Consider the following 16,447-nt stretch of genomic DNA (forward strand, 5'->3'; position numbering starts at 1 on the left):
ATTAAGCATCCTTGGAGACGATAGCGAGCAGTTCGCTTTCAGACAGCGAAGCCATTTGTTGTTGCAGGTCGAGCAATTCATCCGACTCGTACTGCGCCAGTTGCAGGGTGTTGATCAGGTCGGCCAGGGCCAGCAGCGAGGGGTGTTCGAACACCCCCCTGAGCGGCACCTCGACGCCGAAGATTTCCCGCGCCCGGAGCGTGACTTGCACCGCCAGCAGCGAGTGACCGCCGAGTTCGAAGAAGTCGTCGTGCCGACCGATGCGTTCCAGACCCAGCAAGTCGGCCCAGAGCTGTGCCAGCAGCGTCTCGGTTTCACCGTTGGGCGCTTCGTATTGGCGGCGGGCAAAGTCTTCATTGCCGGGCGCGGGCAGGGCACGCCGGTCCAGCTTGCCATTGGGGCTCAACGGCAACCGCTCGACCACCACGAACGCCGCCGGGACCATGTAGTCCGGCAACTGCGAAGTCAGGTAAGGCCGTAGCGTGCTGCTGGCATTACGGCCAGCCAGGTGCGGCTCGACGCTCAGGTAAGCCACCAGGCGCGTCGCCCCCGGGATGTCTTCGCGAGCGATGACCGCGGCCTCGCGGACCCCCGGCAGGGTCAGCATCAGCGCCTCGATTTCACCGGGCTCGATACGGAAACCGCGGATCTTGACCTGCTGGTCGTTACGCCCGAGGAATTCGACCACCCCATCGGCGCGCAGGCGCACCAGGTCGCCGGTGCGGTACATCCGTGGCTCGTCGCCCGGGGCGAACGGGTCGCTGAGGAAGTGTTCGGCGTTCAGTGCCGCCCGGTCCAGGTAGCCGCGGGCAACCCCCGCGCCGCCCACGTAGAGTTCGCCCGGCACGCCGAGCGGTACCGGCTGGCGCTGTTCATCGAGCACGTACAGGCGGCTGTTGGGAATCGCCCGCCCGATGGGCACCGTGCCCAGGTCCGCGTCGGTGCAGCGATGCACGGTGGTCCAGACGGTGGCCTCGGTGGGGCCGTACTCGTTGTACAAAGCGATCGCCGGTTCCAGCCCGGTACATGCCTGCACCAACTGCGCGGGACAGGCTTCGCCGGCGACGATCATCTCTTGCAAGCTGCCATGCCCGTTGCCGCTGGCAAGGCTTGCCAGCACCAGGCGGCCCAGGGACGGCACACACAGCAGCGAGGTGACGGCCTGTTCGCCAATGAAGCGGGCGATGGCCTCGGGGTCGCGGGCGGTTTCGGCATCCGGGATGCACAAGGTGCCGCCACTGACCAGCGTGCCGAAGATCCCGGCCACGGAACTGTCGAAGGCAATCGACGACAAGAGCAGGAAGCGCTTGCCGGTCGCCGGTCCATACACCGTGCCCCGGGCCAGCGTCGAGGTCACCAGGTTGCGGTGCTCGATCATCACGCCCTTGGGCTTGCCGGTGGAGCCGGAGGTGTAGATCACATAGGCCAGGTGCTCGGGTGTCAGGCCGACGTTATCGGGTTGAGGATCGCGGCTGTTCGACGGGGTCGCCAGCGCCCGCTCGATGGCCAGGTAGCGAGTGCCTTCCTGCAATGTACCTACGGCCGCCCGACCGACCGGGTCGGCCAGCAACAGGCGCGGCCTGGCGTCTTCGATAATCGAGGCCAGGCGCTCGGCGGGGTAGGTCGGGTCCAGCGGTACGTAGGCGCCCCCGGCCTTCAGAATGCCCAACAGGCCACTGATCATCGCTACGCCGCGTTCGACGCAGATGGCCACCAGATCCCCCGGCAAGACTCCAGCCGCGATCAACTGTCGGGCGAGGCCGTTGGCCTGGGCATTGAGCTCGGCATAACTGAGGGATTGGCGGCCGTCGAGCGATGCACAAGCGTTTGGCGTGCGGCGAACCTGTTCTTCGAACAACTGTTGAATGCACAGGCCAGTCGGGTAGTCCACCTCGGTCTGGTTAAAGGTTTCCAGCAGCAGGGTGCGCTCCTGGGCAGGCAGCACGTCCAGCTGCGAGAGTGGGATCCGAGGCGTGTACATCAAGGCCTGGGCCAGTTGCTCCAGCGCCCGTTGCATCAGGGCACAGATGCGCTGCGGGTCCACTGCTTGCACGCTTTGCACGGTCAGGCCCAGGGAGTCGCCGTAGTCGTTGACCGACAGGGTCAGCGGGTAATTGGTTCGCTCGGCGCTGTCCAGGATGCGCATGCCGGGCCATTGCAGCTGGCTGTCGTCGCGTTGGTGCCGATAGTTGAGCAAGGTGGTGAACAGCGGCAAGGCACTGGGCACGCCACTGCAACGTTGCGCCAGGGCCAGGGAGGCCTGTTCGTGAGTCAGCAGTTCGACCAGGTCGCGGTGAGTGGCCAGTACCTGTTCGTGGGCACCGGCGGTCAGTGGCACGCGCACTGGCAGCGTGTTGATGAACACGCCCAAGGCCCGTTCGGCCCCGGCCGAGCCTTGCAGGCGACCGGCGACCACGGTCCCGAACACCACATCGTCGCGGCCAGTGCAGCGGGCCAGCACCTGTGCCCAGGCGACATGGAACAGCGTCGCCGGGGTGATGCCCCGCTCCCGGGCCTGGGCCCGCAGACGCAGGTTGAGCTCGACGCTCAACGTCACACTGGCTTCCTCGATGTGACGGCCGTCGCCTTGTACCTCCAGCAGATCGAAGGGCGCGGTGGGTGCATCCACATCGGCCAGGCGGCGGCTGAAATAGGCTTCGTGGACGTCGGCGGGGACGGCCTGGGCCTGGGCAATGAAGTCACGATAGGGTTGCGGTGCCGCCAGGCGTTCGCCTTGGTCATGGAGGATCGCGTGGATTTCTTCCAGAACGATTTCCAAGGTCACGTGGTCGCTGGCCATGTGGTGGTTGAGCAGCGCCAGCATCCAGCGCTCGGAATGCGGATCCTGGGCGATGCAGGCACGCATCAGCGGCGCCTGGCGCAGGTCCAGTCGCAGTTGCCGTGGATCGCTCAGGGCTTCGAGCTGGCTGAGCGGGTCCTTGTTACCGTCGAGGGAAACACTGTGCACCGGCAAGCGCGCCTGGCGCTGTACGACCTGCACCGGTTGAGGCAAACCGTCCCAATGTACGCAGGTGCGCAGGATGTCGTGGCGATCGATCACCTGCTGCAAGGCGGCAGTGAAGGCATCGAGACGCTGGCGGTTGTCGAACTGCAGCATCGAGCGCACCAGGTAAGCGTCGCCTTCGTGCCCCAGCAGGTGATGGAACAGGATGCCCTGTTGCAGCGGTGCCAGAGGGTAGATGTCCTGGATGTTCGCGGCACCGCCAGGTACGGCGCCGACGATACGTTCGAGTTGGTCCGCAGTCAGCTCCACCAGCGGCAACATGTCCGGGGTCAGGGCCGTGCACGCGGGCGGGATGCGGTTGGCCGGTGCCTGGAACGCCGGTTGAGGGGCGTTCGTCAGGGCTTGGGCGAGTTCGGCCAGGGACGTGCTGCTGAAGATCGCCCGGACATCCGCGTGCAAGCCTTGTTCGCGTAGGCGTTCGATCAGGCTGACCGCCATCAGCGAATGGCCGCCCAGCTCGAAGAAGCCGTCATGACGGCCGATGCGCTCGACACCCAGCAAGGCTTGCCAGATTCCGGCAATGATCAGTTCGATGCGTCCCTGGGGCGCCTCGAAGGCCCGGCTGGCGTAGGCGTCCTGGTCCGGTTCGGGCAGGGCGCGGCGGTCGAGCTTGCCATTGGGCGTGAGCGGCAAGGTGTCGAGCGCGACGAAGGCGCTGGGCACCATATGCTCGGGCAGGCGCTTGAGCAGTTCGGTGCGCAATTGCCCGGCGGCGGCCGGTTCGCCACACAGGTAGGCAACCAGACGCTGGCCGGACGAGTGCTCACGAGCGATGACGGCGGCTTCGCGCACACCCGCCAGTGCGGCGAGGGCGGCTTCGATTTCCCCCAGTTCGACCCGCAGGCCACGGATCTTCACCTGATCGTCATTGCGCCCCAGGTACTGCAAGGTGCCGTCAGGCAGCCAGCGGCCGAGGTCGCCGGTCTTGTACAGGCGCGCGTCGGCCTTGCCGTAGAACGGGTCGGCGATGAAGCGTTCGGCGCTGAGTTGCGGCAGGTTGAGGTAACCGCGGGCCACACCGATACCACCGATATGGATCTCGCCGGGCACGCCCACCGGCAACAGTTGCCCGTGGGCGTCCAGCACGTGCAGTTGCAGGTTGCGGATCGGCCGGCCAATGGGGATCGACTGGTGCCGGTAGGTCTCAAGGTCGCTGTCGGCGGTGTACCAGGCGACCACGTCGCTGCACTCGGTCGGCCCGTAGCTGTTGATCACCGTCGGCCGTGGCTGGGCGAGTTTTTCCAGCATGGCGACCTGGATCGGCTCGCCCCCCAGGACCACCCGTTTCAGGCAGGCCAGGGCTGCTTGCCCGTGGTCGGCGTCCACCAGTGCGTGGAAAGCGCTGGGCGACATATTGAGGTGGGTAATCCCGGCCTCGGCGACCTGGGCGACGATGGCGCCGGGGTTGAAGGGTTCGGCGGCCAGGTGCAGCGAGGCCCCGACCATCAGCGGTGCGAGGATGTTCTTCTGGGTCAGGTCGAAGTTGTAGGAGGACGCCAGCAGCACTGCGTCGCCGGCGTGGAACGCCAGGTCCTCGAGGTACCAGTCCAGCAGGTTGCGCAGGCCGCGATGTTCGACCATCACGCCTTTGGGCAAACCGGTGGAGCCAGAGGTGTAGATCACGTAGGCCAGGTGGCTGAAACCCAGTCCCTTCACCTGAGGGTTGTGGGTCGGGGCCTGGGCCAGGGACGCGCTGCCCAGTTCCAGCGTCGCCAGGCCTTGTGGCAGCGGTAACTCGTCCAGGCCAGGTTGGTGGACCAGGGCCCGCGGCTTGCTGTCGGTCAGCATGTGGGCCAGCCGTTGCGCCGGGTACTGCGGGTCGAGCGGTACATAGGCCGCGCCGGCTTTCAGGATACCCAGCAGGCCGATCAGCATGTGCGGGCTGCGGCGCGCGCACAGGCCGACGGTGTCGTCGGGCTGCACACCCAGTGCGATCAAACCGTGGGCGACGCGGTTGGCCTGGGCGTTGAGTTCGGCATAGCTCAGGGTCTCCCCGGCGCAGACCAGCGCCACGGCGTCCGGGGTGAGGCGCGCCTGGGCCTCGAACACGATGTGAGGGAAGCGGCTCGGGCTTTCGTCCAGGGCCGCACTGGCCGGGTTGAAGGTTTCCAACAGTTGCCGGCGCTGCGCATTGTCCAGCAACGGCAGGGTCGCCAACGGCTGCGTGGCATCGTCGAGCAGGGCGTCGAGCAGGTGCAGCAAGTGCTGGCCCCAACGGGCGATGGTGCTTTCGTCGAACAGGTCGGTGGCGTACTCGAACTGGCCACTGATGCAGTCGCCGTCATCATTGAGGGACAGGCTCACGTCGAACTGCGTGGTGCCGGTGGGCTGCGGCAGTGGGGCCAGGCTCAGGCCAGGCAATTCCAAGGCCTGGTCGCGAGGGGTGTTACCCAGCACCAGCATGGCCTGGAACAGCGGGCTGTGGCCGAGGCTGCGCTCCGGTTGCAGGGCTTCGACGACTTGTTCGAATGGCAGGTCCTGGTGGCTGTAGGCGTCGAGGGTGGTGGCCTTGATCTGTTCCAGCAACTGGTCGACGCGGCTGTGGGCCTGGACGTCGATGCGCAGGGCCAGGGTGTTGACGAAGAAGCCGATCAACGCCTCGGTTTCCCGGCGTGGACGGTTGGCGACCGGTGTGCCGATCACCACCTGCGGCTGGTTGCTCAGGCGCGAGAGCAGGATCGACCAGGCGCCGAGCAGGGTCATGAACGGGGTCAGGCCCTGTTGCTGGCTGAAACGGCGCAAGCGGCTGCTCAGCGGCGCGGGCAGTTGCAGGGCCAGCGCGGCGCCTTGGTAGCTTTGCACCTGAGGACGCGGGTGGTCGCTGGGCAGTTCCAGCAGCGCCGGGGCGCCGTCCAGGTGCGCTTTCCAGAAACCGACCTGGGCATGCAGACGTTCACCTTGCAGGTGCTGCTGTTGCCAGTTGGCGTAGTCGGCGTACTGCAGGGCCAGGGGTGGCAGCGGATCGGCAAGGCCCTGGCTGAACGCGGCGTAGAGCGCGTTGAACTCGCCGATCAACACCGCCACCGACCAACCGTCGGAGACGATGTGGTGCTGGGTCACCAGCAGGATGTGTTCGTCTTCGGCCAGGCGCAGCAGGCGGCCGCGAATCAGCGGCCCCTGGCTCAGGTCGAAGGCGTCCCGGGCTTCGGCCTGGGTGAGTTGCGCTACGGCGGTTTGCCGGGCATCGGCGTCCAGGGCTTGCAGGTCGTGTTCCTGCAAGGCGAAGCCGCTGTCGGCGGCGGCGAAGCGTTGGCGGACCTCGCCGTCACGGCGTTCGAAGGTGGTGCGCAGGCTTTCGTGACGGGCGACGATGCGGTCCAGGGCGCGTTGCAAGGCGTTGCGATCCAGGCTGCCGCGCAGGTGCAGGGCGGCGGGCATGTGGTAGGCGACGCTGGCGGCGTGGTCCAGTTGATCGAGGAACCACAGGCGTTGCTGGGCCAGGGACAGCGGCAACGCCTGCTCGCGGGACACCACGTCGATGGGCTGGACGCGGGAGTGCCCGGCCTGTTCCACCCGCTGGGCCAGTTCGCTCAACGAGGTCTGGGCGAAGAGGGTGCGCAGGTCGATTTCGACGCCGAGGTCCTGGTGCAGGCGGGCCTGCAACTGCACGGTCAGCAGGGAATGGCCACCGAGTTCGAGGAAGCCGTCGTGACGACCGACCTGATCCAGTTGCAGCAGGTCTTTCCATATTTCGGCAAGGGCGATTTCCGTGGTGCCCTGGGGCGCCTCGTAGGTTTTGCTGGCCAGGGCTTCCAGGCCGGGGGCCGGCAAGGCGCGGCGGTCGAGTTTGCCGTTGGCGGTCAGGGGCAGGGCATCGAGATGGACGAAGGCGCTGGGCACCATGTATTCGGGCAGGTGCTTGAGCAAGGTGCTGCGCAGTTGTTCGGCGTTGGCCGGTTCGCCGCACAGGTACGCCACCAAGCGATTGTCCTCCCGGGCAATCACGACGGCATCGGTGATACCGGCACAGCCGAGCAAGACGTTTTCGATTTCCCCCAACTCAATGCGGAACCCACGAATCTTCACCTGGAAGTCATTGCGCCCCAGGTATTCCAGCGTACCGTCGGCCAGCCAGCGACCGAGGTCGCCGGTCTTGTACAGGCGTGCGTTCGGTTCGGTGCTGAACGGGTCGGCAATAAAGCGCTCGGCGCTCAGCTCCGGCCGGTTCAGGTAACCTCGAGCCACGCCGGCGCCGCCGATGTGCAGCTCACCGGCCACGCCCAGCGGCGCCGGTTGGCCGTGGGTGTCAAGCACGTGGACCTGGACGTTGGCAATCGGCCGGCCAATGCTCGGACGCTCGCCCAGGTCACGGATCAGGTCGATGGTGGCGTCCACCGTGCATTCGGTCGGGCCGTACATGTTGTAGAAACGGATGCTCGGGCAGTTGCGCAGTTTCTCCCAGGTCGCGGCGTTGATGGCCTCGCCGCCGAGCAGCACGCTCACCGGCTGGTAGCTTTGGCGTTCCAGCAGGCCGGCGGCGAGCAGGGTGTCGAGCTGCGACGGCGTCGAGTCGAAGGCGTGCACTTGGTGCTGTTCGAGGAAGTCCAGCAGTTCATGGCCGCTGGCGCGGATCAGTTGCGGGATGATCACCAGCCGGTGGCCGGAGAACAGCTGGGAGATGCCCTTGATCGACATGTCGAAGAAGAACCCGGCATTCAGGGCCACGGTGGCTGGGGTTGGGCAATGCTGGTGGGTGGTGCGGGTCAGCACCTGCCAGAAGTTGAACACCGAACGGTGCTCGACCATCACGCCCTTGGACTGGCCGGTGGAGCCGGAGGTATAGATCACATAGGCCAGGTGTTCGGGCGTCAGGCCAGGCACTTGCGGGTTGGCATCAAAAGTCGCGTCATTCGCAGATCGCAGCGAATCGCTCGTGTCGAGCAACAACAGCGGTAGCTCGCCGGACGGCAGGGTAAGGGCCGCTTGGGTCAGCAAAGCCTGAGGCTGACTGTCCTGGAGCATGAACGCCATGCGCTCGGCGGGGTGGGCCGGGTCGATGGGGACATAAGCCGCGCCGGCCTTGAGCACGCCGAGCAGGCCGACGATCATGTCCAGGCTGCGTTCGGCACAGATCGCCACGCGCTGATCGGGTTTGACGCCCAGTTCGAGCAACTGCCGAGCCAGGTGGTTGGCGCGACGGTTGAGCTGGCGGTAGGTCAGTTGTTGCTGTTCGCAGACCAGGGCCACGGCGTCGGGATTGGCCTGGACCTGGGCCTCGAACAGGTGCTGGATCGGTTGCACCGTGCCGAAATCCGTGGCGGTGTGGTTGAAGTCCGCCAGCAGCAATTGCCGCTCGGTGTCGGGGAGCACGTCCAGATCGCTGGCGAGGCGTTCGGGAGCCTGTTCAAGGGCTTCGACCAGCGCGGCCACGGCTTGGGCAAGGTAGGCGGCGATGCGTTGCGGGTCGATGCCGGTGATGGATTGGGCGGTCACGGAGAAGTCGTCCCCTTCATCCGCCACGGCCACTTCGATCGGGTAGTTGGTGCGCGCTTCGTTGCTCAGGAACCGCACGCCGTCCCAGGCCAGGACCTGGTCTTCGTTGGCCAGCGAGCCGCCGTCGGTCTGGTGGCGGTAGTTGAGCAGCGTGGTGAACAGCGGCAGGCCCGCGCCAACACCGCTGCAACGTTGGGCCAGGGCCAGGGAGGCCTGTTCGTGGGCGAGCAGTTCGCTGAGGTCGCGATAGGTTTCGTCCACCAGCGCACTGGCGCTGAACCCGGCCAGTTGCACCCGTACTGGCAAGGTATTGATGAACACCCCAAGGGCTCGATCGGCGCCCAGTGAACCTTGCAGGCGTCCGGCGACCACGCTGCCGAACACCACGTCGTCGCGGCCGGTGCAGCGCGCGAGTACCTGGGCCCAGGCAATATGAAACAGCACGGCCGGCGTCACCCCGGCCAGGCGCGATTGAGTGCGGATCCGCAGGTTCAGGGCCCGGTCGAGGCGCACGCTGGTCTCCACCACCTGGGCACCATCGCCCTGGACATCCAGCACACCGAACGGTGCGGTGGGCTCCTCGATGCTGGCCAGGCGTTGGGTGAAATAGGCTTCATGGGCCTGGGGCGGCGTGGCGAGTACCTGGGCGACAAACTCCCGATAAGGCATGGGCGTCGGCAGATTGGCGCCCTGGCCCTGCATCAACAGCTGGATTTCTTCGAGGACGATGCCCAGGGACACGTGGTCGCTGATCATGTGGTGGTCCAGCAAGGCCAGCCACCAGCGTTCGGACTGCGGGTCCTGGGCGATGCAGGCGCGCATCAAGGGGGCCTGTTGCAAATCCAGGCGCAGGTGGCGCGGATCGCTCAAGCGCTCCAGTTGGACGCGTGGATCCTCATCGGCCGCCAGGGTGATGGGGTGGATCGGCAGCCCGGCCTGGCGCTGCACCACTTGGACCGCTTGCGGCTGTCCGACCCAATGCACGGCGCTGCGCAGGATGTCGTGGCGGTCGATCACCTGTTGCAGGGCGGCGATGAAGGCGTCGAGGCGCTGGCGGTCGTCGAACTCGATCATCGAGCGCACCAGATAGGCGTCGCCTTCATGCCCCAGCAGATGATGGAACAGGATGCCCTGTTGCAAGGGGGCCAGGGGGTAGATGTCCTGGATGTTCGCGGCCCCGCCAGGTACGGCGCTGACGATTCGTTCCAACTGCGCCGGGGTCAGTTCCACCAGGGGCAACATGTCTGGCGTCAGCGCCGTGCAATCGGCCGGGATGCGGTTGGCCGGGGCCAGGAACAAGGTTTCATCGCTACGAATCAGGGCCTGGGCCATTTCCCGCAGACTGGGTGCGGTGAACACGGTGCGTACCGTGGCGCTCAGGCCATGCTGGCGCAGGCGATCGATCAGGCTCACGGCCAGCAGTGAATGCCCGCCAAGCTCGAAGAACCGGTCATGCCGGCCGACTTTCTCGATACCCAGCAGGTCTTGCCAGACCGTCGCGACGATCTGTTCGATCTCGCCCCGTGGGGCCTCGTAGGCTCGGCTGGCGAACGCTTCCTGGCCCGGTGCGGGTAGGGCGCGGCGGTCGAGCTTGCCGTTGGGCGTCAGTGGCAGGGCCTCGAGTTGGACGAAGGCGCTGGGCACCATGTATTCGGGCAGGGCCGCCAGCAAGACGCTGCGCAAGTGCTCCACCGGCACCGGTTCACCGCACAGGTAAGCGATCAACCGCTTGCTGTCCGATTGGCCCGGTTGGCTTTCCTGGGCCACTACCACTGCTTCACGTACACCGGCACAGCCCGCGAGGACGGCTTCGATCTCGCCCAGTTCTACGCGGAAACCACGGATTTTCACTTGGTCGTCGTTGCGTCCCAGGTACTGCAGGGTGCCGTCAGGCAGCCAGCGACCGAGGTCGCCGGTCTTGTACAGGCGCGCGTCCGGGTCAGTGCTGAACGGGTCGGCGATGAAGCGCTCGGCCGTCAACGCCTGGCGATTGAGGTAACCGCGAGCGACACCGACGCCGCCGATGTGGATCTCGCCGGCGACCCCAAGCGGGACGAGGTTACCGTTGGCATCGAGGACATGCAGCTGGGTGTTGCGCACCGGTGTGCCGATGGAGCGGAAATCGTCGTGGTCGCTTTCCATCAGGCGGATCGAGGCATTCACGGTGGCCTCGGTCGGGCCGTAGGCGTTGAACAGCGCCGGGCGATGGCCGGCGCGGGCGAACCATTGGCTCACGGCCTGTTTGCCCACCGCTTCGCCACCGATCATGAATTGGCGCAACGAGGTCGGCAGCGGCACATGTTGGTCACGGCTGACCTGTTGCCAGAACACCGTTGGCAGGTTCGCGACGGTGATCCCATGTCGTTCGCACAGCGTGGCGAAGGCAGCGGTGCCGGCAATCCAGGCATCGCTGCGCAGTACCAGGGTGGCACCGCTGAGCAATGCACCAAAAATCTCTTCCACCGACATGTCGAACGTCATGGTGGCGAATTGCAGGATGCGATCACGAGGGTTGAGGCCATAGCGCTCTTGCAAGGCACCGATCTGGTTGCATACCGAGCGGTGCTCGAGCATCACCCCTTTCGGTTTGCCTGTGGAGCCGGAGGTGTACATGACGTAAGCCAGGTGCCGGGAGGTCAAGCCTTCGACCCGTGGGTTGTGGTCATCGCCTTCGCTCGTGTCGTCCAGCAACAGTTGCGTAATCTGCAATGGCGGCAGTTGTTCAACCAGCAGACCCTGGCTGAGCAGGACCCGAGGCGAGCTGTCGCTGAGCATGTGCTGCAAGCGATCCTGCGGATAATTCGGGTCCAGCGGTACATAGGCACCGCCGGCCTTGAGGATGGCCAGGATGCCAATGATCATCTCGGGGCTGCGTTCCACCAGCAGCGCCACACGCTCATCCGGGCGCAGGCCGGCGGCGATCAAGCAGTGGGCGATACGGTTGGCCCGGGCATTGAGTTCGGCGTAGCTGAGTCGGGTGCCCTCGGCCTGGACCGCGATGGCCTGTGGCTGGGCCTGCGCATGCTGTTCGAACCACTCATGCACCAGCCTGCCCTCGGGAAAGGGGGCGTAGGTCTGGTTGAAACCGCCGAGCAGTTGCCGGCGCTGCGCATTGTCCAGCAACGGCAGGGTCGCCAACGGCTGCGTCGCATCGTCGAGCAGGGCGTCGAGCAGGTGCAGCAAGTGCTGGCCCCAACGGGCGATGGTGCTTTCGTCGAACAGGTCGGTGGCGTACTCGAACTGGCCACTGATGCAGTCGCCGTCATCATTGAGGGACAGGCTCACGTCGAACTGCGTGGTGCCGGTGGGCTGCGGCAGTGGGGCCAGGCTCAGGCCAGGCAATTCCAAGGCCTGGTCGCGCGGGGTGTTACCCAGCACCAGCATGGCCTGGAACAGCGGGCTGTGGCCGAGGCTGCGCTCCGGTTGCAGGGCTTCGACGACCTGTTCGAATGGCAGGTCCTGGTGGCTGTAGGCGTCGAGGGTGGTGGCCTTGATCTGTTCCAGCAACTGGTCGACGCGGCTGTGGGCCTGGACGTCGATGCGCAGGGCCAGGGTGTTGACGAAGAAACCGATCAACGCCTCGGTTTCCCGGCGTGGACGGTTGGCGACCGGTGTGCCGATCACCACCTGCGGCTGGTTGCTCAGGCGCGAGAGCAGGATCGACCAGGCGCCGAGCAGGGTCATGAACGGGGTCAGGCCCTGTTGCTGGCTGAAACGGCGCAAGCGGCTGCTCAGCGGCGCGGGCAGTTGCAGGGCCAGTGCGGCGCCTTGGTAGCTTTGCACCTGGGGGCGCGGGTGGTCGCTGGGCAGTTCCAGCAGCGCCGGGGCGCCGTCCAGGTGGGCTTTCCAGAAACCGACCTGGGCGTGCAGGCGTTCACCTTGCAGGTGCTGCTGTTGCCAGTTGGCGTAGTCGGCGTATTGCAGGGCCAGGGGCGGCAGCGGATCGTCAAGGCCCTGGCTGAACGCGGCGTAGAGCGCGTTGAACTCGCCGATCAACACCGCCACCGACCAACCGTCGGAGACGATGTGGTGCTGGGTCACCAGCAGGATGTGTTCGTCCTCGGCCAGGCGCAGCAGGCGGCCGCGAATCAGCGGTCCCTGGCTCAGGTCGAAGGCGTCCCGGGCTTCGGCCTGGGTGAGTTGGGTGACGGCGGTTTGCCGGGCCTCGGCGTCCAGGGTTTGCAGGTCGTGTTCCTGCAAGGCGAAGCCGCTGTCGGCGGCAGCGAAGCGCTGGCGGACCTCGCCGTCACGGCGTTCGAAGGTGGTGCGCAGGCTTTCGTGACGGGCGACGATGCGGTCCAGGGCGCGTTGCAAGGCGTTGCGATCCAGGCTGCCGCGCAGGTGCAGCGCGGCGGGCATGTGATAGGCGACGCTGGCGGCGTGGTCCAGTTGATCGAGGAACCACAGGCGTTGCTGGGCCAGGGACAGCGGCATCGCCTGCTCGCGGGACACCACGTCGATGGGCTGGACGTGGGAGTGACCGGCCTGTTCCACCCGTTGGGCCAGTTCGCTCAACGAGGTCTGGGCGAAGAGGGTGCGCAGGTCGATCTCGACGCCAAGGTCCTGGTGCAGGCGGGCCTGCAACTGCACGGTCAGCAGGGAATGGCCACCGAGTTCGAGGAAGCCGTCGTGACGGCCGACCTGATCCAGCTGCAGCAGGTCTTTCCAGATCTCGGCAAGGGCGATTTCAGTGGTGCCCTGGGGCGCCTCGTAGGTTTTGCTGGCCAGGGCTTCCAGGCCGGGGGCCGACAGGGCGCGGCGGTCGAGCTTGCCGTTGGCGGTCAGGGGCAGGGCATCGAGATGGACGAAGGCGCTGGGCACCATGTACTCAGGCAGGTGTTTGAGCAGGGTGCTGCGCAGTTGTTCGGCCGGGATCGGCTCGCCGCAGAGATAGGCGACCAGGCGCTTGCTTTCCGACTGTCCGGGGTGGTCTTCCCGGGCAATGACCACCACTTCACGAACACCCGGGCACAACGCCAGGGCCGCTTCGACTTCACCGATTTCGATGCGCAAACCGCGGATCTTCACTTGGAAGTCGTTGCGGCCCAAGTACTCCAGGGCGCCGTTGGCGAGCCAGCGGCCGAGGTCGCCGGTCTTGTACAGGCGTGCGTTGGGCTCGGTGCTGAACGGGTCGGCGATAAAGCGCTCGGTGCTCAATTGCGGTTGGTTCAGGTAACCCCTGGCCACGCCGATACCACCAATGTGGATTTCCCCGGCGACACCCAGCGGTTGTGGTGCGCCACGGCCATCGAGTACGTACATCTGGATATTGGCGATCGGCCGGCCGATGGGCACGCTCTCGCCAGGGTCACTGGCGCGGCACCGCCAGGCCGTCACGTCGATGGCCGCCTCGGTCGGGCCATAGAGGTTATGCAGCTCGATCTCTGGTAATTGCCGTTCGAAACGCCGTTGCAAGCTACGGGGCAGGGCTTCGCCGCTGCACAACACGCGTCGCAGGTCAGGGAAGGCCTGCCCGTCATGGTGTTCGAGAAACAGGTCGAGCATCGACGGCACGAAGTGCAACATCGTGACGCTGGCCTGGCGCATCAGCCGGGCCAGGTAGTCCGGTTCCTGATGGCCGCCCGGGCGCGCCATGACCAGTTCGGCACCGGCCAGCAGCGGCAGGAAGAATTCCCAGACCGACACATCGAAACCGAACGGAGTCTTTTGCAACACGCGGTCGGTGGCATCGACGCCGTATTCATCCCGGGCCCACAGCAGACGGTTGACCACGCCGAGGTGTTCATTCATCACCCCCTTGGGGGTGCCGGTGGAGCCGGAAGTGTAGAGCACGTAGGCCAGGTGAGTGGGGCTCAGGCCGAGGACTTGCGGGTCCGGGTTGTGTTCGGGGTGAGCGGCCAGTTGGGCGTGATCATCGAGGGCCAGCAGCGGGGCACTCGACGCTGGCAGCAGGCCTTGCAACGCCTGGCTGGTCAGTATGGCCCGCGGGCTGCTGTCATCGAGCATGAATGCCTGGCGTGCATTCGGCAGGTCCGGGTCGATGGGCACATAGGCCGCCCCAGCCTTGAGAACCCCCAGCAGGGCGACGACCATGTCCGGTCCCCGTCTCAGGCTCACGGCCACTCGGTCATCCGGTTCCACGCCCAGCTCGATCAGACGATGGGCCAACCGATTGGCCTGGCGGTTGAGTTGTTCATAACTGAGCAACGGCCCGGTATCGCCGCGCACGGCACAGGCGTGCGGACGCTGCCGGGCTTGCTGTTCGAACAATTGATGGATCAACACATCTTGCGGATAGTCGCGGGCCGTGGCGTTGAATTCGACTTGCACATGTTGCCGCTCGACGTGGCTCATGAGCGGGTACTGCCCCACGGGCGTTGCATGCTGCTCCAGCACCGCCTCGAGCATCGAGACGATGCGTTGTTGCAGGTGCCGGGCCTCTTCCAGGCTGAAGTAGGCGGTGTTGAAGTTGAAATCCAGGTGGACGTCTTCGAACGGATGATAGTCGCGCACGAAGATCGCCATGGGCGTCTGCTCGTAGCCGTTGTCCATGGTGATGACCGTGGACGAGGTGCCGCCGAACTGATCGTCGCCGTCCAGGCTTTCGAACGACAGTGATACGTCGAACAGCTGTCGGCGCCCGGTCTGCGCCAGGCGCAGGGTGCGGTTGAGCTCGGCGATGGGGAAGCGCTGATGGCGGTAGCAGCGGCGCAGTTGCCCGCCAGCAGCGTGCATCAGGTCCAGCAGCGAGGCGTCGAAGTCGACGGGCAGGCGGATCGGACTGACCGAGGAAAACATGCCTGCGGTTTCTTTCGCCCGGGCAGTGGTGCGGTTATGCACGGGCATGCCGATGACGATTTCATCGACGCCCACGGTGCGGCAGAAATAGGTGGCGACCACGCTGATCAGCACATGGGCGACCGACAGGCCGCGTTCGCTGGAAAATTGCGTCAACGCGTTGTACAGCGCCCGGGGCAGCATCGCCTGGACCTGGGCACTGGGGGCCAGCTCATTGGCCTGGCCTGTCTTGAAATCGGCGCGGCGCTGCAGCAGCGACGGCGGCATCTGTGCGTAGGTTTCCTGCCAGAACTGGCGGTCGCGCTCATAGCGGGACGAGGCCAGGTAGGCCCGGTCATCTTCCAGGAACGACAGGTAGGAGTGCCCTTGGGCGACTTCATCGTTGCCGGCCAGCAGCGCATTGTAGGCCGTCCCCACGGCATGGCCGATCAGGGCCACGCCAATGCCGTCGGTGACCAGGTGGTGGTAGCGGGCGAGCCAGTAATGGCGGTTCGGGCCGCAGCGGACCATGCGTGCCTCCCAGAGCCGGCCCGTCAATGATTCAAAGGGCTGGCGAAAGGCGTTGCGCAGATAGTCCATGGCCAGGCCGGCCTCGGCGTCGGCCTCGGAGAACTCCACTACCTCCATGTTTACCTTGACCTCGGGCAGCACGCGCTGGCGGCCGGTGCCGCCCTCATGACTGAAGCTCAGGCGCAGGGTGTCGTGCCGGTTGGCTACCAGCTCGATGGCTTTCTCGAACAATGCAATGTCGATCTGGCCCTTGATCTCCAGGGACATGCCGATGTTGTAGTAGGGCAGGTCCGGGTGTGCGAGCTGATCCAGCCAGATGCCCTGCTGGACGGAGGCCAGCTCGTGGGACGCGGAGTCTTGGGTAGGCAACATATCGGTCGACGAATCCATTTCGGAGCACCTGCTTGCAGAATCGATTGAGGTTTGTCTCCGTTCGAATGGCAGTGGTGAAGGCCTGGACGACTGCCAGTCGGCGGAATCAATAGCCGTGGAGAAGGACATCGGGGGCGGTGCAAAGCGCTGGGTGCGACGGGGTGGCGAGGGCTGCGTTGCGAGCCGTCGAGGGTCCCGTCTTGCCGTTCGGCTGCGCCTGATATCCCTTCACAAAGTGTGAAAAAATTAGAGCATCCGCCTTGGGATGTCTGTCATGGGAAGCAGGGACAACGGCGCGGAACGTGGCTTTGCGGCGCTTGGGCGTGGTCGCGCGAGTCTGTTATACCA

The 16,447-nt window shown here is 65.8% G+C and carries 1 protein-coding gene; it reads right to left on the minus strand.

The features are described 5' to 3' along the window. Position 1 precedes the first annotated feature (1 nt). Positions 2 to 16,117, minus strand: a complete 16,116-nt coding sequence (locus AB7M32_RS17085; RefSeq protein ID WP_454250668.1) for an amino acid adenylation domain-containing protein — start codon at positions 16,115 to 16,117, stop codon at positions 2 to 4. Positions 16,118 to 16,447 lie beyond the last annotated feature (330 nt).

The organism is Pseudomonas sp. R151218B TE3479, from assembly GCF_053629195.1.

Coding starts and splice junctions, on each gene's coding strand:
- AB7M32_RS17085 (WP_454250668.1), bottom strand. CDS start 16,117: ATGGATTCGTCGACCGATATGTTGCCTACCCAAGACTCCGCGTCCCAC.